The following is a 22122-nucleotide window of genomic DNA, read 5'->3' as shown; positions in this document are numbered from 1 at the left end:
TTCTGTTCGCCTTGACGAACGCGGGGTCTTGTGTTCACCATAGAACACATGCGTTCGATATGGCGAACACTCGATCGGGGCCTCGCCCGTGACATCGGCCTGGTCTGCCTGGCCGATTGTCTCGTGGGGGTGTCCTACGGTGCCATCGCGGTGAGTTCGGGCTTCCCCTTCTGGCTGCCGATGCTGATGTCGCTGCTGGTCTTCGCCGGTGCGTCGCAGTTCATGTTCATCGGGATCGTGGCCGCGGGCGGCAACCCGTTCGCGGCGGTGCTGGCGGGGCTGCTGGCCAACGCGCGGCACCTGCCGTTCGGCTTCGCGATCGGCGACGTCCTGGGCAAGCGGTGGCCGGCCCGGCTGGCGGGCAGCCACCTGATGATCGACGAGTCGGTGGCGTTCGCGCTGGCCCAGCGCGAGGCGCACCGGCGGCGCGCGGCGTACTGGGCGTGCGGGATCGGCCTGTTCGCCTGCTGGAACCTCGGCGTGGTCGCCGGGGCGTTCGCGGGGTCGGTCATCAGCGACACCGACGTGTTCGGCCTCGACGCCGCGTTCCCGGCGGTGCTGCTGGCCCTGGTGCTCCCGTCCCTGCGCGACCGCGCGGCCCGGCTGCCGGTGCTGGTGGGCGTGGTGGTCGCACTGGCCGCGACACCGTTCCTGCCCGCCGGGCTCCCGGTGCTGCTGGCGCTGGCCGGCGTCGTGGTGGGCGTGGTGGCGAAGGAACCGGAACCGCAGGAGGTGGGCTGATGGACGGGGTGGAGCTGCTGGTCGGCACGGTGGTGCTGGCACTGGGGACGTTCGCGTTCCGCTTCGCCGGGCCGGTGCTGCGCAGCCGCGTGAAGCTGTCCCCTCGGGCGGAGCGGCTGATGGCGCTGGCGGCGGTGGTGCTGCTGGCGGCGCTGGTCGCGGTGAGCGCGTTGACGGAGGGCCACGGGTTCGCCGGCTTCGCCCGGCCGGCGGGGGTGCTGGTCGCGGGGGTGCTGGCGTGGCGGAAGGCGCCGTTCGTGCTGGTCGTGGTGGCCGCCGCGGCGACGGCTGCGCTGCTGAGGCTGGCCGGGGTGCCCTGACGGCTCGGCTCCGGACCGCGCCGACGTGCACAAGGAGGCATCACGCGTGACCCGGCGGGCATCACCTGTGATCGGACGGGCATCACGCGTGATCGAGGGGGCATCACCGCGATGCCCCCTCAATCACGCGTGATGCCTCTCGGCGCACGGGTGCTGACCGGGGCTGACCTGCCGGGACGGTGGCGGGGGAGTGCGTCTAGGCTGGTGGGAAGGTCTTTCGGGAGGTCGGGTGTCGTCGGAGCCGGTCATCGGTGTGCTCGCCATGCAGGGTGCCGTGCGGGAGCACGTCGCCATGCTGGCCGAAGCCGGCGCGCGGGCCGTGCCGGTGCGGCGCGCCGCCGAGCTGTCCGAAGTGGACGGTTTGGTGCTGCCCGGTGGCGAATCGACCGCGATGTCGAAGCTGCTCGAGACCTTCGAGCTGCTGGAACCGCTCAAAGCGCGGATCGCCGGTGGTATGCCCGCCTTCGGCTCGTGCGCCGGGATGATCCTGCTGGCCCGGCAGACCCTCGACGGGCGGCCGGACCAGCAGCAGCTCGGCGGGCTCGACGTCGTCGTCCGGCGCAACGCCTTCGGCAGGCAGGTCGACTCCTTCGAGGCCGACCTCGACTTCGCCGAGGTGGCCGGCGGGCCGGTGCACGCGGTGTTCATCCGCGCCCCGTGGGTCGAGAAGGCCGGTGACGGCGTCGAGGTGCTGGCCACGGTCAGCGGCGTGCCCGGCGTGGAAGACGACACCGCTAGGATCGTCGCGGTCCGGCAAGGGGCGGTGCTGGCGACCGCGTTCCACCCGGAACTGACGCCCGACGTGCGGGTGCACCGGCTGTTCGTCGACCTCGTGCGGAAGGCAGCCTGAGACGCGGTGCCCGGCCGGGGTACGGAACAGATGGAGGAGAGATGAGCGGCCACTCCAAGTGGGCCACCACGAAGCACAAGAAGGCCAACCTCGACGCGAAGCGCGGCAAGCTCTTCGCGCGGTTGATCAAGAACATCGAGGTGGCGGCGCGGACCGGCACCGGTGGTGGCGACCCGGATGGCAACCCGACGCTCTACGACGCCATCCAGAAGGCGAAGAAGAACTCGGTCCCGCAGGACAACATCGAGCGCGCCCGCAAGCGCGGTGCCGGTGAAGAGGCCGGCGGCGCCGACTGGCAGAACATCACGTACGAGGGCTACGGCCCCAACGGCGTGGCGGTGCTGATCGAGTGCCTCACCGACAACAAGAACCGCGCCGCGATGGAGGTCCGCACCGCGCTCACGCGCAACGGCGGCTCTCTCGCCGACCCGGGCTCGGTCGCCTACATGTTCACCCGCAAGGGCGTCGTGATCATGCCGAAGGGCGACGCGTCCGAGGACGACGTCCTGATGGCGGTCCTCGACGCGGGCGCCGAAGAGGTCAACGACCTCGACGACACCTTCGAGATCGTCTCCGAGGGCGGCGACCTGGTCCCGGTGCGCAAGGCGCTGCAGGCGGCCGGCTTCGAGTACGAGTCGGCGGAGCTGACGTTCCTCCCGTCGGTCAGCGTCCCCTTGGAAGTCGACGGCGCGAAGAAGGTCTTCAAGCTGATCGACGCCCTCGAAGACTGCGACGACGTCCAGAACGTCTACGCGAACTTCGATGTCTCGGACGATGTCCTCGCCGAAGTCGACTGAGTTTTCCTCCGCACCGCAACGCTTTCGTGCCCGGGCCGGAAACTTTCCGGCCCGGGCACTGGGCTCTCGGGGGCTCGTCAGGCAGAATGTGCGCCGTGACCTCGACGACCCCCGCCACCTCCGCCGACCTCGCCGCCGACATCACCGCCGAACTCTCCGCGGACGAACTGCGCCTGATCGAGTGGATCGAGACGCAGGCGAAGGAACGCGGCAACGCGGTCATCACGGTCGCCGGGGACGACGAGGGCGCCGGCTACTGCTTCACCGCCTGCGCGTGGGCGCTGCACCACGTGCCCGAGGCCGTCGTCGTCGGCCTGCCCGACCAGATGGGCCAGGTGCTGCTCGACGCCTACGTCGACCGCGCGGCCAACGGGGAGATCTTCGAGGTCGGCAAGCGCTACGACGACTTCTTCGAGGGCGTCCCGGTCGTCCTCGAGCGGGTCAACAAGGGGCACTACCCCGAGTACTTCGGCACGGCGTTCCTCATCTACCCCGACGGCGACTTCCCGGCGCTGCAGCTGATCGTCGCGACGCCGGAGGGCAAGTTCCCCTGGCACCCGGACGCGCCCGAGGGCTTCGCCCGGTGGCAGCTCGTGCTCACCGAGAGCGGTGACCCGGAAAGCTGGACCCCCGGCGTCGACGGCCCCTAGAACTTCGCCAGGTCGGCGGCCGCTTCCGGGTAGCGCACGGCCAGGTCCGCGGCGGGGGCGAACTCCACGCAACCGTCCGTGTAGGGCGGCACGACGACGGTGCCGAGCAGGCTCCACTCCCCGCGCGTGACCGTGGCCTGCCACGTCCCGGCGGGCACGACGACCTGCGGCCGCTCGCCGGCCGCGACGTCCGTCCCCAGCACCGGCCGCTCGACCGAGCCGTCCGGGTGCAGCAGCAGCATCGCGGCGGGCGCGCCCGCGTGGTGGGCGTAGACCTCGACGCGGTCCAGCCGGTGCGGCGCGGAGAACTCCGGCGCGACGAGCAGGTAGTAGATCGCGGACCCGGTCTCCGAACGCCAGCTCTGCGCCCACCGCCCGCCTTCGACGGGCAGCGGCTCAAGACCCAGGTGAGTGACGAAATCCGACGGCTCCGGCATGTCTGCCATCCTGCCGCAGACGCGCCCAGTAGCCTGCTAGCTCGAACTGGTGTTCGCGGCGGGAAGGAAAACGGGTGCGGGTGCTCGGGGTCGACCCCGGTCTGACCAGGTGCGGCCTGGGGGTGGTCGACGGCGGTAAAGGCCGCGCCGTCCGCTGCGTCGCCGTCGACGTCGTGCGGACGCCGGCCGACGCCGATCTGGCGCACCGGCTGCTCGGCATCTCCGACGAGGTCGAGCGGTGGATGGACAAGTACAAGCCCGAGGCCGTGGCCGTCGAGCGCGTCTTCGCCCAGCACAACGTCCGGACCGCGATGGGCACCGCGCAGGCGGGCGGGGTGGTCGCCCTGGCCGCCGCGCGCCGGGGACTGCCCGTCGTCTTCCACACGCCGAGCGAGGTGAAGGCCGCGGTCAGCGGCTCGGGCCGGGCGGACAAGGCGCAGGTCACCGCCATGGTGACGCGCCTGCTCAACCTCGAGGTCGCGCCGCACCCCGCCGACGCCGCGGACGCGCTGGCCCTGGCCATCTGCCACCTCTGGCGGGAGCCGATGCGCGCGCGGCTCGCCGAAGCCGAGGCCCGCGCGGCCGAGATGGCCCGCACCCACAAAGCCCGGCTCGCGGCCGCCGCGAAGCAAGCCACGATGAACAAGACGAAGAAGCCTGGAGCAGCACGATGATCTCGTCGGTACGCGGAGAAGTCCTTGCGGTCGCTTTGGACCACGTCGTGGTCGAGGTCGGCGGAGTGGGCTTCGCCGTGCAGGCCACCCCGGCGACGCTGGCCACGCTGCGCCGCGGTGAGGAGGTGCGGCTGCACACCGCGCTGGTCGTGCGCGAGGACTCGCTGACGCTGTTCGGTTTCGCCGACGCCGACGCGCGGGAGCTGTTCGGACTGCTGCAGACCGTGTCCGGGATCGGGCCGCGGCTCGCGCTGGCCACCCTCGCCGTGCTCGACCCCGACAAGCTGCGGGGCGCGCTGGTCGAAGGCAACATCACCGTGCTGACCTCGGTGCCCGGCATCGGCCGCAAGGGCGCCGAACGGCTCACCCTGGAGCTGCGCGACAAGGTCACCGCGCTCGGCTCCGGCGACGCTCCGGCCATCACGGCGCCCGGCGCGCTGCGGGCCGAGGTCGTCGAAGCGCTGGCCGGGCTCGGGTTCCCGGCCAAGCAGGCCGAGCAGGCGGTGGACAAGGTCCTCGCCGACGGCGACGGCCACACGACGGCCAGCGTGCTGCGTGCTTCGCTGGCCACCCTCGGCCGGAAGCGGTAGGGCGCGGCCGTGGAGTATGAAGCCGTGGAGGAAGACGAAGCCCTCTCGGCGTGGGCCCAGACCGGCGACAACGACGTCGAGGGGACGCTGCGGCCGCGCAAGCTCGACGAGTTCGTCGGTCAGCCGCGCGTGCGCGAGCAGCTGGAGCTGGTGCTGGAGAGCGCGCGCCGCCGCGGGGTGCCGCCCGACCACGTCCTGCTGTCCGGCCCGCCCGGGCTGGGCAAGACGTCGATGGCGATGATCGTGGCGGCCGAGCTGGGCGCGGCCATCCGGATCACCTCCGGCCCGGCGCTGGAACGCGCGGGCGACCTCGCCGCGATGCTGTCCAACCTGGCGCCCGGCGACGTCCTCTTCATCGACGAGATCCACCGGATCGCCCGCCCCGCCGAGGAGATGCTCTACCTCGCGATGGAGGACTTCCGGGTCGACGTCGTCGTCGGCAAGGGCCCCGGCGCCACCAGCATCCCGCTGGAGATCGCGCCGTTCACGCTGGTCGGGGCCACTACGCGTTCGGGTTCGCTGACCGGCCCGCTGCGCGACCGGTTCGGCTTCACCGGCCAGATGGAGTTCTACACCGACACCGAGCTGGAGCTGGTCGTCCGCCGCGCGGCGACCATCCTCGACATCCCGATCGACCGCGACGCCTGCCAGGAGATCGCCGGCCGCTCGCGGGGCACGCCCCGGATCGCGAACCGGCTGCTGCGACGCGTCCGCGACTACGCCGAGGTCCGCGCCGACGGCAAGGTGACCGTGGCGGTCGCCCGCGCGGCGCTGGCCGTCTACGACGTCGACGAGCTGGGGCTCGACCGGCTCGACCGCGCCGTGCTCACCGCGCTGACCAAGTCTTTCGGCGGCGGGCCGGTCGGCATTTCGACGCTGGCGGTCGCCGTGGGGGAGGAGTCGACCACCGTGGAAGAGGTGTGCGAGCCCTACCTGGTGCGCGCCGGTATGCTCGCCCGCACCCCGCGGGGCCGGGTCGCCACGGCGGCCGCCTGGGAGCACCTCGGTCTGGTGCCGCCCGCCGACCACCCGGGGCGCCCCGACCCGGGCGGGCTCTCGTCGTTCGAGCAGGACTGAGCGGCCGGAACCGGCGGGTGGGTGCTGGCGTCCGCGCTGGTACCTGGCACACTTGACCGGAGCACATACCCAAAAACCGGACATTTCGGCTGGGCCCGGAGTCCGTCGAACGGAGAACCATGCAACAGCTATTGCTGCCCCTGCTGCTCGTGCTCGTCCTCGCCGTCCCGCTGGTGATGAGCACCCGCAAGCAGAAGAAGCAGCAGGCCGCGCAGCAGGACCTGCAGAGCAGCCTGTCCGCCGGTGACCGCGTGATGACCACCTCGGGTCTCTACGGCACCGTCGCCGACGCCTCCGGCGACAACACGATCGACATCGAGATCGCCCCCGGCGTCGTCACGACCTGGCTGCGGCTCGCCGTCCGCGAGAAGGTCGAGCCGGTCGTCGAGACCGACGAGGACACCGCCGACGAGGTGTCGGACGCTCCCGCCGAGGAGTCGATCATCGAGTCGAGCTCCGGCATCAAGAACGACGACGAGCCGCAGACCACCGCTCAGGTGGCGCCGCCGCTGGAGCACGGCAAGAAGTAACCCCCGCGGCACCCTGGGGCGGGGCGCGAAAACCTCCGACGAAAGTCGGTGTGGCCTCGCACGCCGGGCTCACGCAGCACCGAGTACTGTCTCGGTGCTGCGTGCGTGTCCGCCGTCATACCCGTGCCCGGGAGTGAATCGCACACAGTCCCTCCCGGTAACCCTCCGGGCGGGCACCGCAACTTTGGGGTCCACCCCGTCCGAGGAGACCGAAGCACCGTGGCAGCTTCAGCCGGGCATCTCCGCCCGGGACGCTATCTCGCCCTGTTCGCCTTGATCGTGATCGTGCTGTACGCGCTGGTGTTCCTCACCGGCAACCACAAGCCGACCCCGAAGCTGGGCATCGACCTGCAGGGCGGCACCCGCGTCACGCTCACCGCCCGCACCCCCGACGGCGGTCAGCCGACCCGCGAGTCCCTGAACCAGGCCCGCCAGATCATCGAGCGGCGCGTCAACGGGATCGGCGTCAGCGGCACCGAGGTCCTCCTGGACGGCAACAACGTCGTCATCACGGTCCCCGGCGAGCAGGGTGACCAGGCGAAGAACCTGGGCAAGACCGCGAAGCTGGGCTTCCGGAAGGTCGTCGCGAACGCGACGCAGCCGGTCGTGCCGCCGCAGACCACGACGCCGCCGCCGGCCACCGGTACGCCGACCTCGGGGGCCCCGAGCAGCTCGGCCCCGCCGTCCAGCTCGGGCGCGCCGAAGGCCAGCTCCAGCGCCCCGCCGTCGAGCCCGGCCGCCGGTGGTGGCGGTGCCCCCGCCGCGGCGCCCGCGCAGCAGCAGAGCACCACGCCGGCCCCGCCGAGTAGCACCACGCCGCCGCCCGCGTCGAGCCAGGCTCCGGCCCCCACGGACGGCTCCGTGGACGCCGACACGGCGAAGGAGATCCAGGCCGCGAAGGCGATCCGGCAGAACAAGGACCTGATCGGCGCCGACGGCCAGCCGAACCAGGAGCTCGTCGCCCAGGCGATGGCGACGCTCACCTGCGCGCCCAACGCCAAGGACCCGCTCGAGGGCAACGACGACCCGAAGCTGCCGCTGGTCGCCTGCGGTGACCACGACACGTACAAGTACCTGCTGGAGCCGGAGTTCCTGCCGGGCACCGAGATCGCCGACGCGAACTCGACCTACAACACGCAGAACGGCCAGTGGGTGGTGAACCTCAGCTTCAAGCCCGAGGGCACCAAGATCTGGGCCGACTTCACGTCGAAGAACGTCAGCCAGCAGGCCCAGGCCGCGTTCGTGCTCGACACGCAGGTCGTCTCGGCACCGGCCATCCAGGCCGCGATCCTGGACGGCAACACCCAGATCACCGGCAAGTTCACGCAGGCCGAGGCGAAGGACCTCTCGGACATCCTCAAGTACGGCTCGCTGCCGCTGTCGTTCTCGTCCTCGGACGCGACCACGGTGTCGGCGACCCTCGGCCTGGCTTCGCTGCAGGCCGGGCTCATCGCCGGCGGCATCGGCCTGCTGGTGGTGTTCATCTACTGCCTGTTCTACTACCGCCTGCTCGGCGTGCTCACCATCCTGTCGCTGGCCCTGTCCGGCGCGCTGGTGTTCGCCGTGCTGATCCTGCTCGGCCGCTGGATCGGCTACACGCTGGACCTCGCGGGCATCGCCGGCCTGATCATCGCGATCGGCATCACGGCGGACTCGTTCGTCATCTACTTCGAACGGCTGAAAGACGAGATCCGGGAGGGCCGGACGTTCCGGTCCGCGGTGCCACGCGGCTGGGTCCGCGCCCGGCGCACCATCCTGGCCTCCGACGGCGTGAGCTTCCTGGCCGCGGCCATCCTGTACATCATCGCGGTCGGCGACGTGCAGGGCTTCGCGTTCACCCTCGGTATGTCCACGGTGCTCGACCTCGTGGTCGTGTACCTGGTGACGCACCCGCTGGTGGCCATCGTGTCCACGTCGAAGTCGTCGTTCCTGTCCAATCCGAGGAACCTGGGCCTCGGCGCCGTGCAGCAAGTGGGTTCGCAGCGTAGGAAGTCGACCACGGTCGGCCGCGCGAACGTGAAGGAGGCCTGACGTGGCGGTCGAGAATTCGGGCACGGACGCCGACGGCGACGTCAAGGTGGCGGCCAAGCCCGGCAAGAAGGAAAGCGTCTTCCACCGGCTCTACGTCGGCACCGGCGCGTTCGACGTCGTCGGCAAGCGCAAGCGCTGGTACCTGTTCTTCTCCGGCCTGGTGCTGGTCTGCCTCGCGTCGATGGTCTTCCGGGGCTTCAACCTCGGCATCGAGTTCGAGGGCGGCACGCAGATCCAGATGCCGGCCAACGGCATCCACGGCGTGATCACCGAGGAGCAGGCGAAGGAGTCGTTCCAGAAGGCGCTCGGCCGCCCGGCCGCGGAGGCGCAGAAGGTCGGCTCCGGTGCGGCGTCGACCATCCAGATCCGCACCGACACGCTGGACGCGGCCGACGTCGCGAAGGTCAAGCAGACCCTGTTCCAGGACCTGGGCCCGATCGGCAGCAACAAGCAGCCGAGCGTGCAGGCGATCAGTGACAGCGCGGTGAGCGCGTCCTGGGGCGGCGAGATCTCTCAGAAGGCGTTGCTGGCGCTCGCGGTGTTCCTCGTCGCGGTCGTCATCTTCCTGGCGATCTACTTCGACGCGCGGATGGCCGCGGCGGCGCTCATCTCGCTGCTGCACGACATCCTGGTCACGGCCGGCGTCTACTCGCTGGTCGGCTTCGAGGTCACGCCGGCGACGGTCATCGGCCTGCTGACGATCCTCGGGTTCTCGCTGTACGACACGGTGGTGGTGTTCGACAAGGTCCGCGAGAACACGCGCGGCCTGCTCGGCCTGACCCGCCGCACCTACGGCGAGGCCGCGAACCTGGCGCTGAACCAGACCCTGATGCGGTCGTTCAACACCGCGTTCATCGCGCTGCTGCCGATCCTGGGCCTGCTGATCGTCGGGTACGTCCTGCTCGGCTCGGGCACGCTGCAGGACCTGGCCCTGGTGCAGCTGACCGGTACCCTCGTCGGCGTCCTGTCGTCGGTGGCACTGGCGACGCCGCTGCTGGTCGACTTCAAGATGCGCGACCCGAAGTACCGGCAGCAGGCCGAGCGGGTCCAGCAGCGCCGGATCAGCCAGGAGCGCAAGGCGGCCGGCGCGGAGGACTTCGACGCGTCGGACGACGACTCCCTGGCGGCGGAGCTGCGCAAGGAGAAGGCGTACGCGGCCGCGGCCAGCGTCCCCGCCCGGATCCAGAAGCAGCGCCCGTCCGGCAAGCCCGCGGGCAAGCGGAAGCGCTGACGTGCGGCTGGACGACGCCCTCGGCCTGATCGCCGAGGTGCCGGACTTCCCGGAGCCCGGCGTGCTGTTCCGCGACCTGAGTCCGCTGTTCGCGGACGCGGGCGCGTTCAAAGCGGTGACCGACGCGCTGGCGGGCACCCTCGACGATGGCGTCGAGGCGCTCGCCGGCGTGGAGGCCCGCGGGTTCCTCCTCGCCGCGGCCGTCGGGTACGCCCGCGGCCTCGGCGTGGTGCTGGTCCGCAAGCCGGGCAAGCTCCCGCGGGTGGCGGGCCGGGTGGACTACGCGCTGGAGTACGGCACGGCGACGGTCGAGCTCCCGGCCGGCGTCGTGAAGCCCGGCCAGCGCATCGCGATCCTGGACGACGTCCTCGCGACGGGCGGCACGGTCGCGGCCACGGGCAAGCTCCTGGAGGACGTGGGAGCCGTCGTGGACAGCGTGTCGGTGGTGCTGGAGCTGGGTGCCCTGCGGGGCCGCGAGGTCCTCGGCGGCCGGAAGATCCACGCGTTGCAGACCTGCTGAGAGGGGTGCCGGACAGCCGTCCCGCACCGCACCCCACCCAGGCCGCCCCCGGCACCCCGATCCGAAGCCAGAACGCGGACGGTGGTGCCGGGTCAAGGCACGCTTTCCCGCCTTGACGCGGTACCACCGTCCGTAGTCACAATCCGGCTTCGGGGTGATGGGCCCCATCGCGGGGTGAAGCCCCTGGTCGCGGGCGTCATATCCCCCTGAACGGGCGCACCCGAGAGGGCCGCGAGGCGCAACGGCTACCCTGGTGGTTCGAAAGGCCGCACGAGCAGCAGGAGGTGCGGGTGAGCCAGGAGCTCGACGCCGCAGTGCCCTCGAAAGAGGGCGCCCAGCAGAACGGGCAGGCGGCGGCCCAGCCGCCGAAGCCGAACGGTGCGGCGCCGAACCCGTCCGCGACCCGGCGGGTCCGGGCGCGCCTGGCCCGGCGGATCACCGCGCAGCGCGCGGCCCCGGTCAAGCAGGTCCTCGAACCGCTGGCCGTCATCCACCGCGAGCTCCACCCCAACGCCGACCTCGGGCTGCTGCAGCGCGCCTACGACGTCGCCGAGGAACTGCACCGGAACCAGCGGCGCAAGTCCGGCGACCCGTACATCACCCACCCGCTCGCCGTCGCGACCATCCTCGCCGAGCTGGGCATGGACACCACGACCCTCGTCGCGGCGCTGCTGCACGACACCGTCGAGGACACCGGCTACGCCGTCGAGAGCCTGAAGGCCGACTTCGGCGAGAAGGTCGCCGAGCTCGTCGACGGCGTCACCAAGCTGGACAAGGTCAAGCTCGGCACCTCCGCCGAGGCCGAGACCATCCGCAAGATGGTCATCGCGATGGCCAAGGACCCGCGCGTCCTGGTCATCAAGCTCGCCGACCGGCTGCACAACATGCGCACCATGCGCTTCCTGCCGCCGGAGAAGCAGGCCCGCAAGGCCCGCGAAACGCTCGAAGTCCTCGCCCCGCTCGCGCACCGGCTCGGCATGGCCACGGTCAAGTGGGAGCTGGAGGACCTCGCGTTCGCCATCCTGCAGCCCAAGAAGTACGACGAGATCGTGCGCCTGGTCGCCGACCGCGCGCCCTCGCGCGACATCTACCTGCGGTCGGTCATCACCGACCTGACCAGCAACCTCGTGTCGTCGCGGATCACCGCGAAGGTCGAGGGCCGGCCGAAGCACTACTACTCGATCCACCAGAAGATGATCGTCCGCGGCCGCGACCTGGACGACATCCACGACCTCGTCGGCGTGCGGATCCTGGTCGAGGACGTCCGCGACTGCTACGCGGCGATGGGCGTCGTCCACGCGCTGTGGCAGCCCGTCCCCGGACGCTTCAAGGACTACATCGCCCAGCCGCGGTTCGGCGTCTACCAGTCGCTGCACACCACGGTGATCGGCCCGGACGGCAAGCCCCTCGAGGTGCAGATCCGCACCTACGAGATGCACCGCACCGCCGAGTACGGCATCGCCGCGCACTGGCGCTACAAGGAAACCAAGGGCACGCACAACGGCAACTCCGTGGACGTCGACGAGATGGCGTGGATGCGCCAGCTCCTCGACTGGCAGCGTGAGGCGGCGGACCCGGGCGACTTCCTCGAGTCGCTGCGCTACGAGCTGGCCTCGCGCGAGATCTTCGTGTTCACGCCGAAGGGTGACGTCATCACGTTGCCCGTCGAGTCGACGCCGGTCGACTTCGCCTACGCCGTGCACACCGAGGTCGGGCACCGCTGCATCGGGGCGCGCGTCAACGGCCGCCTGGTGGCGCTGGAACGCAAGCTGGAAAACGGCGAAGTCGTCGAGATCTTCACCTCGAAGGCGGAGAGCGCCGGCCCGAGCCGCGACTGGCTGCAGTTCGCCGGGTCCCCGAAGGCGCGCGCGAAGATCCGGCAGTGGTTCGCCAAGGAACGCCGCGACGAGGCGATCGAAGGCGGCAAGGAAGCCATCACCAAGGAGATCCGCAAGGTCGGCCTGCCGATCCAGCGGCTGGTCTCCGCGGAGTCGATGGGCGCGGTCGCCACCGAGCTGCGCCACGCCGACATCTCGTCGCTCTACGCGGCGGTCGGCGAGGGCCACACGAGCGCGAAGCACGTCGTGCAGCGGCTCGTCGCGCTGATCGGCGGGGTCGACGCGGCGGAGGAGGAGCTCGCCGAGCGCGCGACGCCCTCGACCGTCACCCGGCGCCGCGGCTCCAACGACGTCGGCGTGGTGGTCAAGGGCGCCAGCGACGTCTGGGCCAAGCTCGCCCGCTGCTGCACCCCGGTGCCGGGCGACGAGATCCTCGGCTTCGTGACCCGCGGCGGCGGCGTTTCGGTGCACCGCACCGACTGCACGAACGCCGGCGACCTGCAGTCCCAGCCCGAGCGGCTGGTCGAGGTCGAATGGGCGCCGTCGGCGTCCTCGGTGTTCCTGGTGGCCATCCAGGTCGAGGCGCTCGACCGCCACCGGCTCCTGTCGGACGTGACGAAGGTGCTGGCCGACGAGAAGGTCAACATCCTCTCCGCATCGGTGACGACGTCCCGCGACCGGGTCGCGGTCAGCCGCTTCTCGTTCGAGATGGGCGACCCGAAGCACCTCGGCCACGTCCTCAAGGTGGTCCGCGGCGTGGAAGGCGTCTACGACGTCTACCGCGTGACGTCGGCTTCCTAGGGCGTCCACGACCCGTCGACGGCGATGCCGGCGGCCGCGGCGATGCGCTCGCGTGACTCCAGGAGCCGCGCGCGCAAAGACGGTAAGTCGACGTCGAGCAGGCGCCCGTGCCGTTTGACCGCCTTGCCGGCGACGTAGACGCTGTCCACCAGCCCGGGGTGACCGGCGCTGACGATGGTGCGGACCGGGTCGCCGACGGGGAAGACCGAGAGGTCCTCGGCGTCCAGCAGGACCAGGTCCGCGTCGCGGCCGACGGCGAGGCGGCCGCCGTTGCGCCCGCAGGCCCGGGCGCCGTCCACCGTGGCGAACTCGAGGACGTCGCGCGCCGTGACGCCGCCGCGCTCGGCGGCCAGTGCCGTGCGCATGGCGCCGAACAGGTCGCCGCCGGCGGACAGGCAGTCGTCGACCGACAGCGTCGGGCGGAGGCCGGCGGCGAGCGCCCGGCCGGTCACCGGCGGCGCGAAGCCCATCTTCAGCTCGACGTCCGGGCTGACCGACACCGAACACCCCGCCTCGGCCAGCATCACGAGCTGGTCGTCGGACAGGTCGTTGCCGTGCACGACGGTCGTGCGCTCGTCGAGCAGCCCGCGGTCTCGCATCCCGGCGATCGGCCGGTCGCCGTGCCGCCAGCCGCCGGTGCCGTGGACGTGCGTGCTCACCCGCAGCCCGAGTTCCCGTGCCAGCGCGACATCGGCGGCGGTCTCGTCCATTGTGGACACGACTGGGCCGCGCAGGCCGAGTGCCATGTCGTCGCCCGGCAGCAGGGCCCGCACCCGCCGGATCTCCGGCGCGATGTCCGGCCCGTCGGCGCCGTAGCAGAAGATCGAGTGGCCGGGTGCGTCGTGCAGCCCGGCGATCGCGGCGTCGGCGTTCTCCGGGTGGAGGGCGCAGTGGAACCAGTCGAGCATGGTCGTGACGCCGGAGTTCAGCGCTTCGAGGCGGCCGAGGAGGTTGCCCAGGTAGACGTCGTCGGCCCGGTAGTGCGGTTTGAGCGTGCCGTGCGCGGCGACGCGGTACTGGTCGAACGTCCAGTCCGCGCCGAGGCCGCGGAACGCCGTCTGCCAGGTGTGCCGGTGCGTGTCGACGAACCCGGGCAGCACGATCTTCCCCGTCGCGTCGACGATCTCGGCGTCGGCGATCTCGGTGTCGGCGTCGAGCGTGGCGCCGATGGCGGCGATCCGGCCGTCCTCGATGAGCACGTCGCCACGGGGAAGGTCCCCGAGCGCCGGATCCATGCTGACCACCATGCCGCCGCGAAGCAGTGTCTTCATCGGTCTCCTCCAAGAGTTGACGCGTCAACTCTGTATGCTACTCCCATGTTGGAGCCGGCGGAGTGGGCGTTCTGGGACACCTGGATGCGCGCGCAGCGGCTGCTCGCCCGGGAGCTCGACCGCGGCCTGCAGCGCGACTGCGGCATTTCGAAGGCCGAGTTCAGCGTCCTGATGACGCTGCGGAAGCCGATGCGCGTCGGCGAGCTGGCCGACGCGCTCGACTGGGAGAAGAGCCGCGTCGCACACCTGCTGACGCGCATGGAGAACCGCGGCCTGGTGGCGCGGACCGAAGACGGCGCCACCGGCCGTCGCACCGGCGTCGAGCTGACCGCCGAAGGGCACCGGACGGCGGAGAGCGCCACCCGGGCCCACGGCGCCAACATCCGCCGGCTCGTCCTCGACCGCCTCGCGCCCGAGCAGGCCGCGGCCATCCGGGCCTGGAGCGAGCAGCTGATCGAGCCCGGCTAGAACAGCGCCGCGACCAGGGCGACGAGCGGTGGCACGGCCTGCGCGAGCGCGCCGCCGCGGCCGCTGCCCCGGGGACGGCTGAGCGCCAGCAGGTCCGACACCCCGAGGGCGACGCCCGCCAGCGCCATGAACCCGCAGCAGTACAGCACCAGCGCTTGCCCGGCCGCGGTGTTTCCCGTGTGCAGCAGGATCAGCCCGGTGATCGGGCCGGCGGCGAGGAACAGGTTGTAGAACCCGACGTTGAACGACCACAGCCGCGTGGCGGGCAGGTTCTCGGTCGGGATGCGGAAGATGTCCCGGTGCACGCCCGGCCGTTCGAACAGCACGACCTCCCAGGTGAACGCGAGCAGGTGCACCAGCGCCGCGATCCCGGCGAAGACCTGGACGACGGCGTTCACGGCCGGGCCATTTCGATGCCGTGCCGGCTCGCGATCTCCGGGATCCGCTCCGGTGGGGCCTGGTCGACGTCGCGGAAGAAGCGTCCCATCGCGGCGGTCAGGCCCACCGCGAGGAACTGCGCCGACGGCGTGTGCACGGTGAACGTGTTGACCGCGCCCGCCGGGATGCTGATCGACGCGCCGGGGCCGAGGTCGTGCAGCTCGCCGTCGACGTAGACCGTGATGCGCCCGTGCAGCACGTAGAAGCTCTTCGCCCACGGCTCGGCGTGCGGCGGGACCGACGGCCCGCGGGGCGCGTCGACCTCGAACAGCTCATAGGCGCCGCCGGTGTGCTCGGCGCCGACCTTGACGGTGATCCGCGCGTCCTTCGAATCGAGTTCCGGGCCTTCGCCCGGTGCGCTGAAATGGGTCATGCCGCCGAGTGTGGAAACCGGGGGAGCCGGCGGCCATCCCGGAATCGTGGGATACCCCGAGGTCACGGCGCGGCGCATACTGCGTCCATGTGGGAGGGACTCGCGCAGGGCGCGCGGCGTGACATCGCCGCGCTCGCGACGGCGGGCCTCGGGGTCGCCGAGCTGCACGCCGCCGCGATCGAGCTCGTCGAGCGCGTGGTGCCCGCGGAGCTCACGTGCTGGGCGTCGCTGGACCCGGACACCGCCGTGATCAGCTCGATGACCAGCGGGCGCGCCCGGATCCCGGGGGAGTACGAGCCGCTGCTGGCGACCTACGAGTACGACGGCGCCCAGCCCCACACGTTCGCCGAGCTGGCCGCCCGGCCGGTCCCGGTCGCCCGGCTCTCGGACCTGCCGCACCGGGACGTCGAGCGCAGCGGGCGGCTCAACGAGGTCTGGCGGCCGCTGGGCCTGCGTCACGAGCTGCGGGTGGTGTTCCGGGTCGACGGCACGTCGTGGGGCGCGGCCGGTCTGGCGCGCAGCGGCGAGTTCAGCGACCGTGAAGTCGAGTTCCTGACGGCGATCGCGCCGGCGGTGGCGGCGGCGACGCGGGTGGCCGCGCGCACGCGGGACGCGGGGGAGCGGGCGGACCCGGCGATCGTCGTGGCCGGCCCGGACGGCCGGCAGCGGGCGGCCACCGCGGCGGCCGCGGGCTGGCGGTCCGAACTGGACGCGATCGCCCCCGGCCGGTTCGCGGTGCTGCTGCGCGCGGTGGTGACCGGCGCGCGGGCGGCGGCGACCGGAACCTTCCGCGCGCGGGTCCGCGACGCCCGCGGCGGCTGGATCGTGCTGCACGCGAGCCGGCTGGTCACCGGTTCCGACGACGAGACGGTGGTGACGGTCGGCCGCGCGTCGGGAGCCGAGCTGCTGAGCGTGCTGCTCGCCGCGTACGGCCTGACCGCGCGCGAACGCGACGTCTGCCGCGAGGTCTTGGCGGGGCGGTCCACTTCGGACATCGCCGGCCGGCTCGGCATCTCCGCGCACACCGTGGGGGACCACCTCAAGTCCGTGTTCGGGAAGGTGGACGTCCGCAGCCGCGGGGAACTGACCGCGAAACTGCTGGCGTAACCGGTGCCCGAAATGCCGTCCCGTGTCCGGGATGTGCATGCTACGGTCGGCAAATTGCAGGGTGGGTCTTTCCGGAATTTCCCCGAGGGAGCGCGCATGTCCCCTGGCACGGCCGACGACACCACGCGCTACCTCTGCGCGGCTTCCTACCTCGACCCCCGGTACAGCAAGCGGGCGATCACCGAGTTCCTCGTCGAGCCGACCCGGCCGGTGCCGCCGTCGCCCGGCCTCGACGCGGGCCGCGTGCTCACCGAGGCGGTGCGGGCGCGGGCGCGCCGGAAGAACTACGACGGCGTGCTGGTGCTGCTCATGGCCGTCGTGATCGGGCTGTCGTGGGACAACCCGTTGCTGTACGGGTGGATCGTGCTTTCGATCGTGCTGATGATCGCGCGGACGGGCCGGAACGCGCCGCCGACCGAACGGCAGCTCAACCCGAGGGTGCTCGCCCTGCTGGCCGTCGCCGTCGTGGTCGTCTGGCTGCTGCTCTCCTACTCGGACGAGATCTTCGGTTCCGGCAGCCGGTACTCCTCGTCGCGCTACTACGCCGACGTCGAGTACGGCGACACCTCGGGCGGCGACACCGCCCGGTTCGTCCTCGGGATCGTGCTCGCCGCGGTCGTGCTGATGGTCGTGACGTTCGAGCGCTGGTCGCTGTGGAACCTGCTGACGACGCGCTTCAAGCGCTTCGCGCCGCCCGCCCCCGACAGTGGCAGCCTCACCGGGCTGTTCACCGAAGACTTCCGCGCGCAGCTCGGCCGCTACCAGCGCGGCGACGAGTTCGCCGGGACGCCCGGCGCGCCCCTGGTCGTGTACCGCGGCTACAAACCCTTCGTGGGCGCGGGTTTCCGGCGCGGCGCCTGGTCCATGGCCATCCCGCTGGAGCGCGTCGACGACGACGGAACCGAACCGGAAGAGCGCCGCGAGCTCACCACCGAGACGTTGTACGAGGAGATCCGCGGGGCGATCGGTGACCTCCGCCGCTCGGCCGCGCTGTCCCCGGACCGCCGGCTCGGCGGGCTGACCGTGACCGAGGCGGTGTTCACCCCGGCCGCCGAGCTCGTCGACCACCTGGGGGAGAGCGAGACCGCGGCCTTCCTGCCGGACATCGAGTACCCGCCGCACACCCGGCTGACCGAGGCCGACGTCGAGCGGATCCGCCGGGAACCGAAGGAGTGGGCGCGCTACTACCTGTGCTTCCAGGTGGAGACCTGGGACCGGGACCTGGTGCTCACGACGTTCCTGCACCTGGCGGTGGACGACACGACGCTGTACGTCGAGTGGACGCCGTTCATGCTGCCGCCGATCCGGGCCGAGTACCGGGTGGTGGACAGGATGCGCCAGGAGTCCCTGCGCCCGTACGGCCAGGGGCTGCTCGCGTGGCTGGAGCTGCCGGCGAGCCTGCCCGGCCGGATCGGCAACCTGGCGTCGTGGATCCGGCAGCCCAAGCGCGAGGCCGGCGTCCTCGACCCGGAGCGCTACGGCGCCGCGAACACCCTGCGCGAGCTAGCGTCGGTGAACCTGTTCACCGACTACTTCCAGCTCGTCGACGTCGAACGGTACGAGAAGATCATCGAGAGCAGGCTCCTGCCGACGATCGGCGGGCTGCTCGGCGACGCCGGGTTCTCGACGGCGAAGTTCGACGAGCAGGCGGCGGTCGTCATCAACAACGACATCACCATCGGCGGCGACAACCGCGCCCCGATCACCCAGACCGGGCTGCGCGGCCCCCGCGCGCCCCGGACGACCGGCCGCCCGGCCGGAACGGAGGCCTGATGGCGCGGGGACACCGGATCACGAACAAGGTCAGCATCGGCGGCGACAACTCGGGCCGGATCACCCAGACCGGCATCGCGGGCGGCGACGCCGACGCCACGGTCTCCTCGCTGCTCGACCTGGTCGAGCGGCTGACGGCCGAGGTGCGCGGGAAGGACCTCGCGAAGCAGGAGGTGCTGGAGGACACGCTGACCGACCTGGCCGGCGACCTGCGCGCCGGCGACGCGGCGGAGCCCGCGGTGGTGCGCACCCGGTGGGAGAAGGTCAAGGGCCTGCTGGGCGGGGTGGTGCAGTTCTCCGAGCTGGTCGCGAAGATCTCCGACCAGGTGCAGAAGATCTTCAGCTGAAGACCTTCCGCAGCAAAGCGTTGACGTCGTCGGGTCGTTCCATCGAGGGAAGGTGGCCGGTGTCGGGCAGCTCGACCAGTTCGGCGTTCGGCAGTGACTCCGCGAGGTGGTGGGAAAGCTCGATGAGCCCGAGCGCGTCCGCCGTCCCGATCACGACCAGGGCGGGCGTCGTGATCTCGCCCAGCCGGTGCCGCGTGTCGGGGATCCGCTCCGTCCACTGTGGAGCCGTCCAGTCGTGCCGGTAGACCTGCGCGCACATTTCCCTGACCAGTGCGAGCATGCCGGCCGGCAGCACGGAGACGTCCCGCCCCGGGCCGGCGACGAGGTAGCGGATGTTGGCTTCCGCCATGGCCCGCACGTCGGCCTCGTCGACGGCGATTTCGCGGGCGGCGTAACGGGCGAGGCGCCCGGCCGGGTCCACCTCCGCGGTCAGCTCCGCGATGTCCCGCTGCATGTGGTCCGGCCAGGCGTGCCCGGTCAGGCCCGAGCCGAGCAGCACGAGCCGGGTGACCCGCTCCGGCGCGGCGAGGGCGGCGTCCAGCGCGCACGCCCCGCCCATCGACGCCCCGACCAGCGTGGCCTGCTCGATCCCCCGGGCATCGAGCAGGGCCAGCAGGTCCTCGTAGTGGGCGTACTCGCCGGGGCCGTCGGCGGTTTCGCCGAAGCCGCGGCGGTCGTAGCGGATCACCCGGTTCGTGGCGGCGAGCGAGGCGAACTGGGCGTCCCACATCCGGCGGTCGCCGATCGCGGCGTGCAGCAGCACGACCGCGGGCCCCTCACCCGCTTCGTCGTACCCGAACGCCGTTCCCGCCACCTCGATCATCGCCATGGCCCCAAGCTAGCGACACGACCGTGTCACACACCGCACTTTTCGCTCAGGGCGAGAAGCTAGGGTGCGGTTCATGACCGACGGATTCGACCTGACGCGCGACGGCGAAGTCGCCCGGCTGACGCTGACCCGCCCGGAGAAGATGAACGCGATCACCTACGGCATGTGGTCGGCGATCCCGGACGTGGTGGCCGAGGTGGAGGCCGACCAGGCGCTGAAGGTGCTCGTGATCGCGGGCGCGGGGAAGCACTTCTCGGCCGGCGCGGACATCAGCGAGTTCGGCGAGCTGCGCACGACGGCGGACGGCGCGGCGAGCTACGACAAGGCGGTCGAGGGCGCGGTCGCGGCGTTGACCGCGATGCGCAAGCCGTCGGTGGCGATGATCCAGGGCAACTGCATCGGCGGCGGCTGCCAGGTGTCGGTCGCGTGCGACTTCCGCTTCGCGGCCGAGGGGTCCCGGTTCGGCATCACCCCGGCGAAGCTCGGCATCGTCTACCACTTCGACTCGACGCGCCAGCTGGTGTCGCTGGTCGGCCCGGCGCACGCGAAGTACTTCCTGCTGTCGGGCGAGCTGATCACGGCCGGCCGGGCGCGCGGGATCGGGCTGCTCAACGACGTCTTCCCGGCCGAAGACCTGGAGACTTCGACGCTGGAGTTCGTCTCGACGCTCTGCTCGCGCTCGCAGGCCTCGATCCGCGGGATGAACCGGATCATCGAGAAAATCGTGGCGGGACAAGAGTCTTCGGACGCGGAGGTCGAGGAGATCCGGTCCGAAGCACTGCACGGCGTGGACTACGCGGAGGGCGTCGCCGCGTTCCTCGAGCGGCGTCCGCCGCGCTTCACGCACCGCTGACGCTCATATGTCCACATAGGACACAGAGGCGTCAGACGTCGAGGTATGCGCGGAAATGCTCGGCCACCACGTCGGTGACGCCGGCCGGATCGAGCCTGCCGTCGATCTCGATGACGCGGATGCCGAGCTCCCGCGCCGACCGCACGGCCTGGGCGGCGAGCATCCGGTCGCGCGTCAGGCGGGTCCGCTGGCGCGGGATCGCCGGCGCGTCCGGCTGGTGCCGCAGCTGGTGCTGGCGGAACAGCTCGGTCGGCACCAGCACGACCATCCGGCTCGGCGAGTCCACCAGCGGGGCGACCAGCTCCGGGCGCAGCCCGCGGCCCTCGGCGACGATCGGCCGCGGCGACTCCCACGCGCGCAGCTCGTCCAGCGCGTACTCGAACCGCTGCCGGAACTCGGCCAGCACCGCGGTCAGCTGGTCGCCGGCCGGGCCGTCGTCGGCAGAGGTGGTGTCGGCCGGGGTGGTGTCGGCCGGGGTGGCGGGGCGGGTCCGATCGTCGTGGTGGTAGGCCGTCAGCCCGTGGCGCGCGGCCAGCAGCCGGGCGACGGTGGACTTGCCCGTCCACGGGGCCCCACCGATCCAGAGCGTCTTCCGCAGCGTCCCGAACGGATCCGAGGTCATCGTTCGACTATCGCGGCACCGGCGGGCCGATGGCCAGTGTTCCGGCGCCGGTTGAGCCGTTCAGCTCAGGGCTGGTCGTCTTCGCCGTCGACGACGAGCACGGTGGAGCTGTCGGCGAAGTCCGGTTTCCCGCCGATCCGGAAGTGGAACCGCGAGCCGGGCCGGACCGCGGCGACCACCTGCGTCTCGGCCGTGTCGAGCACGATGATCGAGAGCTCGGTGGTGATCGGTTCCGGGTACAGCACCTCGGGCGGCACGATCGGGATCGGCAGGGTGCCGCTGACCGAGCCGGCGCCGGTGTCGTCCTCGTCGTCGACGGTTTCGAACGGCGGCGGCGGGAGGATCCGCGGCCGGCGTCGCCACCAGAGCCCGGCGATCAGGCCGGTCAGCAGACCCCCGGTGCCGCTGACCGCCGAGGCGAGCCCGACGCTGAGACCGGACGGTTCTTCGGCGGGTTTCGCCTGCGGAACGGCCGGGGGAGCGGTCGGCAGCGGGCCGAACCGCACGGCGGGGTCCTTGGCGTCGTCGGGCAGCTGCAGCACCTGGCCGGGTTCGATCGCGGTGGGATCCGTGAACGGCGTCCCGTCCGGGCGCGGCCGGCCCTGGTTGAGCCGGAAGATCTCGGGGAACCGGTTCCCGTCGCCGAGGGCCCGCTCCGCGATCCTGAACAGCGTGATGTCGTCGGGGTTGTCGGCGTGCGGGACGATGTAGTACTTGACCGGGGGCGGCGGGGTGGCCTGCGCGAGCGCGGGCCCGCCGGCGAGCACGGCGAAGAGGACGCCGGCGGCTCCGGCCTGCCCGGCCCGTCCGAGAACGCGGCGCACCGCGGGAACCCGGTTTTCGGCCATGGTTCTCCCACCCTCTCCCCGGCGACCCCGGCGGGTCCCGGTGTTGCCCCTTAACACGGGGCCGGAGCGGGCGCGGTTCAGATCTTGCGGTGGGGAGGGGGCGAGC

25 protein-coding genes are annotated in these 22122 nt (G+C 71.7%); 18 read left to right on the top strand and 7 right to left on the bottom strand.

The window, feature by feature from the left end; genetic code table 11:
* Window positions 1-48: 48 nt before the first annotated feature.
* From ACZ7OU_RS34600 to ACZ7OU_RS34580, 5 genes are all read left to right on the top strand, one after another.
* On the top strand, window positions 49-741 hold the full coding sequence (locus tag ACZ7OU_RS34600) for an AzlC family ABC transporter permease (protein ID WP_470244649.1): 693 nt from the start codon (window positions 49-51) through the stop codon (window positions 739-741).
* Window positions 741-1061: an AzlD domain-containing protein gene (locus tag ACZ7OU_RS34595; protein WP_285451107.1), complete on the top strand. Its 321-nt coding sequence runs from the start codon at window positions 741-743 to the stop codon at window positions 1059-1061. Before ACZ7OU_RS34600 ends, ACZ7OU_RS34595 begins: the two co-directional genes overlap by 1 nt.
* A 229-nt stretch (window positions 1062-1290) precedes the next feature.
* Window positions 1291-1911 (top strand): pyridoxal 5'-phosphate synthase glutaminase subunit PdxT, encoded by a 621-nt coding sequence (gene pdxT / locus ACZ7OU_RS34590; protein WP_470244647.1) that lies wholly within the window; start codon window positions 1291-1293, stop codon window positions 1909-1911.
* A 41-nt stretch (window positions 1912-1952) separates the two neighbouring features.
* Window positions 1953-2708 (top strand): YebC/PmpR family DNA-binding transcriptional regulator, encoded by a 756-nt coding sequence (locus tag ACZ7OU_RS34585; protein ID WP_470244646.1) that lies wholly within the window; start codon window positions 1953-1955, stop codon window positions 2706-2708.
* 86 nt (window positions 2709-2794) lie between these two features.
* Entirely contained in the window at window positions 2795-3358 is a 564-nt protein-coding gene (locus ACZ7OU_RS34580) for a DUF4262 domain-containing protein (protein WP_470244645.1), read from the top strand.
* On the opposite strand, the gene ACZ7OU_RS34575 is transcribed toward ACZ7OU_RS34580, so the two are convergent.
* Window positions 3355-3795: a cupin domain-containing protein gene (locus ACZ7OU_RS34575; protein ID WP_470244644.1), complete on the bottom strand. Its 441-nt coding sequence runs from the start codon at window positions 3793-3795 to the stop codon at window positions 3355-3357. The genes ACZ7OU_RS34580 and ACZ7OU_RS34575 overlap by 4 nt on opposite strands.
* A 74-nt stretch (window positions 3796-3869) precedes the next feature.
* Here ACZ7OU_RS34575 and ruvC point away from each other — a divergent pair, with 74 nt between their 5' ends.
* The 8 genes from ruvC (at window position 3870) to ACZ7OU_RS34535 (ending at window position 13087) form a co-directional block, all read left to right on the top strand.
* A complete protein-coding gene (gene ruvC / locus ACZ7OU_RS34570; RefSeq protein ID WP_470244643.1) occupies window positions 3870-4469 on the top strand; it encodes a crossover junction endodeoxyribonuclease RuvC in 600 nt (199 codons plus the stop codon).
* On the top strand, window positions 4466-5059 hold the full coding sequence (gene ruvA / locus ACZ7OU_RS34565; RefSeq protein WP_470244642.1) for a Holliday junction branch migration protein RuvA: 594 nt from the start codon (window positions 4466-4468) through the stop codon (window positions 5057-5059). The genes ruvC and ruvA overlap by 4 nt, the downstream gene beginning before the upstream one ends.
* Before the next feature lie 9 nt (window positions 5060-5068).
* Complete coding sequence (ruvB, locus tag ACZ7OU_RS34560; protein ID WP_470244641.1) at window positions 5069-6136, top strand: Holliday junction branch migration DNA helicase RuvB; 1068 nt, start codon at window positions 5069-5071, stop codon at window positions 6134-6136.
* A gap of 119 nt (window positions 6137-6255) precedes the next feature.
* Window positions 6256-6666, top strand: a complete 411-nt coding sequence (gene yajC, locus ACZ7OU_RS34555) for a preprotein translocase subunit YajC (RefSeq protein WP_470258439.1) — start codon at window positions 6256-6258, stop codon at window positions 6664-6666.
* Between the two features lie 219 nt (window positions 6667-6885).
* Entirely contained in the window at window positions 6886-8697 is a 1812-nt protein-coding gene (gene secD, locus ACZ7OU_RS34550) for a protein translocase subunit SecD (protein ID WP_470258438.1), read from the top strand.
* A gap of 1 nt (window position 8698) precedes the next feature.
* Entirely contained in the window at window positions 8699-9928 is a 1230-nt protein-coding gene (gene secF / locus ACZ7OU_RS34545) for a protein translocase subunit SecF (RefSeq protein ID WP_470244638.1), read from the top strand.
* A 1-nt stretch (window position 9929) separates the two neighbouring features.
* Window positions 9930-10448 (top strand): adenine phosphoribosyltransferase, encoded by a 519-nt coding sequence (locus tag ACZ7OU_RS34540; protein WP_470258437.1) that lies wholly within the window; start codon window positions 9930-9932, stop codon window positions 10446-10448.
* A gap of 290 nt (window positions 10449-10738) precedes the next feature.
* The gene (locus ACZ7OU_RS34535; RefSeq protein ID WP_470244636.1) at window positions 10739-13087 is read left to right on the top strand and encodes a RelA/SpoT family protein; all 2349 of its coding nucleotides are present in this window, start codon (window positions 10739-10741) and stop codon (window positions 13085-13087) included.
* On the opposite strand, the gene ACZ7OU_RS34530 is transcribed toward ACZ7OU_RS34535, so the two are convergent.
* Entirely contained in the window at window positions 13084-14358 is a 1275-nt protein-coding gene (locus tag ACZ7OU_RS34530) for an amidohydrolase family protein (protein ID WP_470258436.1), read from the bottom strand. The two genes, ACZ7OU_RS34535 and ACZ7OU_RS34530, sit on opposite strands and share 4 nt — an antisense overlap.
* 45 nt (window positions 14359-14403) lie before the next feature.
* Between ACZ7OU_RS34530 and ACZ7OU_RS34525 the strand changes: the two genes are divergently transcribed.
* Complete coding sequence (locus ACZ7OU_RS34525) at window positions 14404-14826, top strand: MarR family winged helix-turn-helix transcriptional regulator (RefSeq protein WP_470258435.1); 423 nt, start codon at window positions 14404-14406, stop codon at window positions 14824-14826.
* Here the strand turns inward: ACZ7OU_RS34525 and ACZ7OU_RS34520 are convergent.
* Both ACZ7OU_RS34520 and ACZ7OU_RS34515 read right to left on the bottom strand, forming a co-directional pair.
* Window positions 14823-15224: a DUF1304 domain-containing protein gene (locus tag ACZ7OU_RS34520; protein WP_470258434.1), complete on the bottom strand. Its 402-nt coding sequence runs from the start codon at window positions 15222-15224 to the stop codon at window positions 14823-14825. The two genes, ACZ7OU_RS34525 and ACZ7OU_RS34520, sit on opposite strands and share 4 nt — an antisense overlap.
* Window positions 15221-15637 carry a cupin domain-containing protein gene (locus tag ACZ7OU_RS34515; protein WP_470244633.1) on the bottom strand — a complete coding sequence of 139 codons (417 nt, stop codon included), beginning with the start codon at window positions 15635-15637 and terminating at the stop codon, window positions 15221-15223. Before ACZ7OU_RS34515 ends, ACZ7OU_RS34520 begins: the two co-directional genes overlap by 4 nt.
* A gap of 87 nt (window positions 15638-15724) precedes the next feature.
* Between ACZ7OU_RS34515 and ACZ7OU_RS34510 the strand changes: the two genes are divergently transcribed.
* The 3 genes from ACZ7OU_RS34510 (at window position 15725) to ACZ7OU_RS34500 (ending at window position 18864) form a co-directional block, all read left to right on the top strand.
* On the top strand, window positions 15725-16744 hold the full coding sequence (locus ACZ7OU_RS34510; protein ID WP_470258433.1) for a helix-turn-helix transcriptional regulator: 1020 nt from the start codon (window positions 15725-15727) through the stop codon (window positions 16742-16744).
* 96 nt (window positions 16745-16840) lie between these two features.
* Window positions 16841-18517: a hypothetical protein gene (locus tag ACZ7OU_RS34505; RefSeq protein ID WP_470258432.1), complete on the top strand. Its 1677-nt coding sequence runs from the start codon at window positions 16841-16843 to the stop codon at window positions 18515-18517.
* Window positions 18517-18864: a hypothetical protein gene (locus ACZ7OU_RS34500; protein WP_470258431.1), complete on the top strand. Its 348-nt coding sequence runs from the start codon at window positions 18517-18519 to the stop codon at window positions 18862-18864. The genes ACZ7OU_RS34505 and ACZ7OU_RS34500 overlap by 1 nt, the downstream gene beginning before the upstream one ends.
* Here the strand turns inward: ACZ7OU_RS34500 and ACZ7OU_RS34495 are convergent.
* Entirely contained in the window at window positions 18857-19693 is an 837-nt protein-coding gene (locus ACZ7OU_RS34495) for an alpha/beta fold hydrolase (RefSeq protein WP_470258430.1), read from the bottom strand. The genes ACZ7OU_RS34500 and ACZ7OU_RS34495 overlap by 8 nt on opposite strands.
* A gap of 73 nt (window positions 19694-19766) precedes the next feature.
* Here ACZ7OU_RS34495 and ACZ7OU_RS34490 point away from each other — a divergent pair, with 73 nt between their 5' ends.
* Entirely contained in the window at window positions 19767-20546 is a 780-nt protein-coding gene (locus ACZ7OU_RS34490) for an enoyl-CoA hydratase/isomerase family protein (RefSeq protein WP_470258429.1), read from the top strand.
* Between the two features lie 31 nt (window positions 20547-20577).
* Here ACZ7OU_RS34490 and ACZ7OU_RS34485 read toward each other — a convergent pair whose 3' ends face one another.
* Together ACZ7OU_RS34485 and ACZ7OU_RS34480 are read right to left on the bottom strand one after the other, a co-directional pair.
* The gene (locus ACZ7OU_RS34485) at window positions 20578-21168 is read right to left on the bottom strand and encodes a hypothetical protein (protein ID WP_470258428.1); all 591 of its coding nucleotides are present in this window, start codon (window positions 21166-21168) and stop codon (window positions 20578-20580) included.
* A gap of 65 nt (window positions 21169-21233) precedes the next feature.
* Entirely contained in the window at window positions 21234-22016 is a 783-nt protein-coding gene (locus ACZ7OU_RS34480; protein ID WP_470258427.1) for a LysM peptidoglycan-binding domain-containing protein, read from the bottom strand.
* Window positions 22017-22122: the final 106 nt, after the last annotated feature.

The sequence above is a fragment of the Amycolatopsis sp. NPDC114505 genome (genome assembly GCF_055633615.1).
The sequence above is the reverse complement of the archived record's forward strand: the minus strand, read 5'-3'. Positions and strand labels throughout refer to the sequence as shown.

Coding starts and splice junctions, on each gene's coding strand:
- ACZ7OU_RS34495 (WP_470258430.1), bottom strand. CDS start 19,693: ATGGCGATGATCGAGGTGGCGGGAACGGCGTTCGGGTACGACGAAGCG.
- ACZ7OU_RS34530 (WP_470258436.1), bottom strand. CDS start 14,358: ATGAAGACACTGCTTCGCGGCGGCATGGTGGTCAGCATGGATCCGGCG.
- ruvA (WP_470244642.1), top strand. CDS start 4,466: ATGATCTCGTCGGTACGCGGAGAAGTCCTTGCGGTCGCTTTGGACCAC.
- ACZ7OU_RS34490 (WP_470258429.1), top strand. CDS start 19,767: ATGACCGACGGATTCGACCTGACGCGCGACGGCGAAGTCGCCCGGCTG.
- ACZ7OU_RS34580 (WP_470244645.1), top strand. CDS start 2,795: ATGTGCGCCGTGACCTCGACGACCCCCGCCACCTCCGCCGACCTCGCC.
- ACZ7OU_RS34525 (WP_470258435.1), top strand. CDS start 14,404: ATGTTGGAGCCGGCGGAGTGGGCGTTCTGGGACACCTGGATGCGCGCG.
- ACZ7OU_RS34510 (WP_470258433.1), top strand. CDS start 15,725: ATGTGGGAGGGACTCGCGCAGGGCGCGCGGCGTGACATCGCCGCGCTC.
- ACZ7OU_RS34575 (WP_470244644.1), bottom strand. CDS start 3,795: ATGCCGGAGCCGTCGGATTTCGTCACTCACCTGGGTCTTGAGCCGCTG.
- yajC (WP_470258439.1), top strand. CDS start 6,256: ATGCAACAGCTATTGCTGCCCCTGCTGCTCGTGCTCGTCCTCGCCGTC.
- ACZ7OU_RS34600 (WP_470244649.1), top strand. CDS start 49: ATGCGTTCGATATGGCGAACACTCGATCGGGGCCTCGCCCGTGACATC.
- ACZ7OU_RS34515 (WP_470244633.1), bottom strand. CDS start 15,637: ATGACCCATTTCAGCGCACCGGGCGAAGGCCCGGAACTCGATTCGAAG.
- ACZ7OU_RS34505 (WP_470258432.1), top strand. CDS start 16,841: ATGTCCCCTGGCACGGCCGACGACACCACGCGCTACCTCTGCGCGGCT.
- ACZ7OU_RS34500 (WP_470258431.1), top strand. CDS start 18,517: ATGGCGCGGGGACACCGGATCACGAACAAGGTCAGCATCGGCGGCGAC.
- ACZ7OU_RS34485 (WP_470258428.1), bottom strand. CDS start 21,168: ATGACCTCGGATCCGTTCGGGACGCTGCGGAAGACGCTCTGGATCGGT.
- ACZ7OU_RS34585 (WP_470244646.1), top strand. CDS start 1,953: ATGAGCGGCCACTCCAAGTGGGCCACCACGAAGCACAAGAAGGCCAAC.
- ACZ7OU_RS34480 (WP_470258427.1), bottom strand. CDS start 22,016: ATGGCCGAAAACCGGGTTCCCGCGGTGCGCCGCGTTCTCGGACGGGCC.
- ACZ7OU_RS34595 (WP_285451107.1), top strand. CDS start 741: ATGGACGGGGTGGAGCTGCTGGTCGGCACGGTGGTGCTGGCACTGGGG.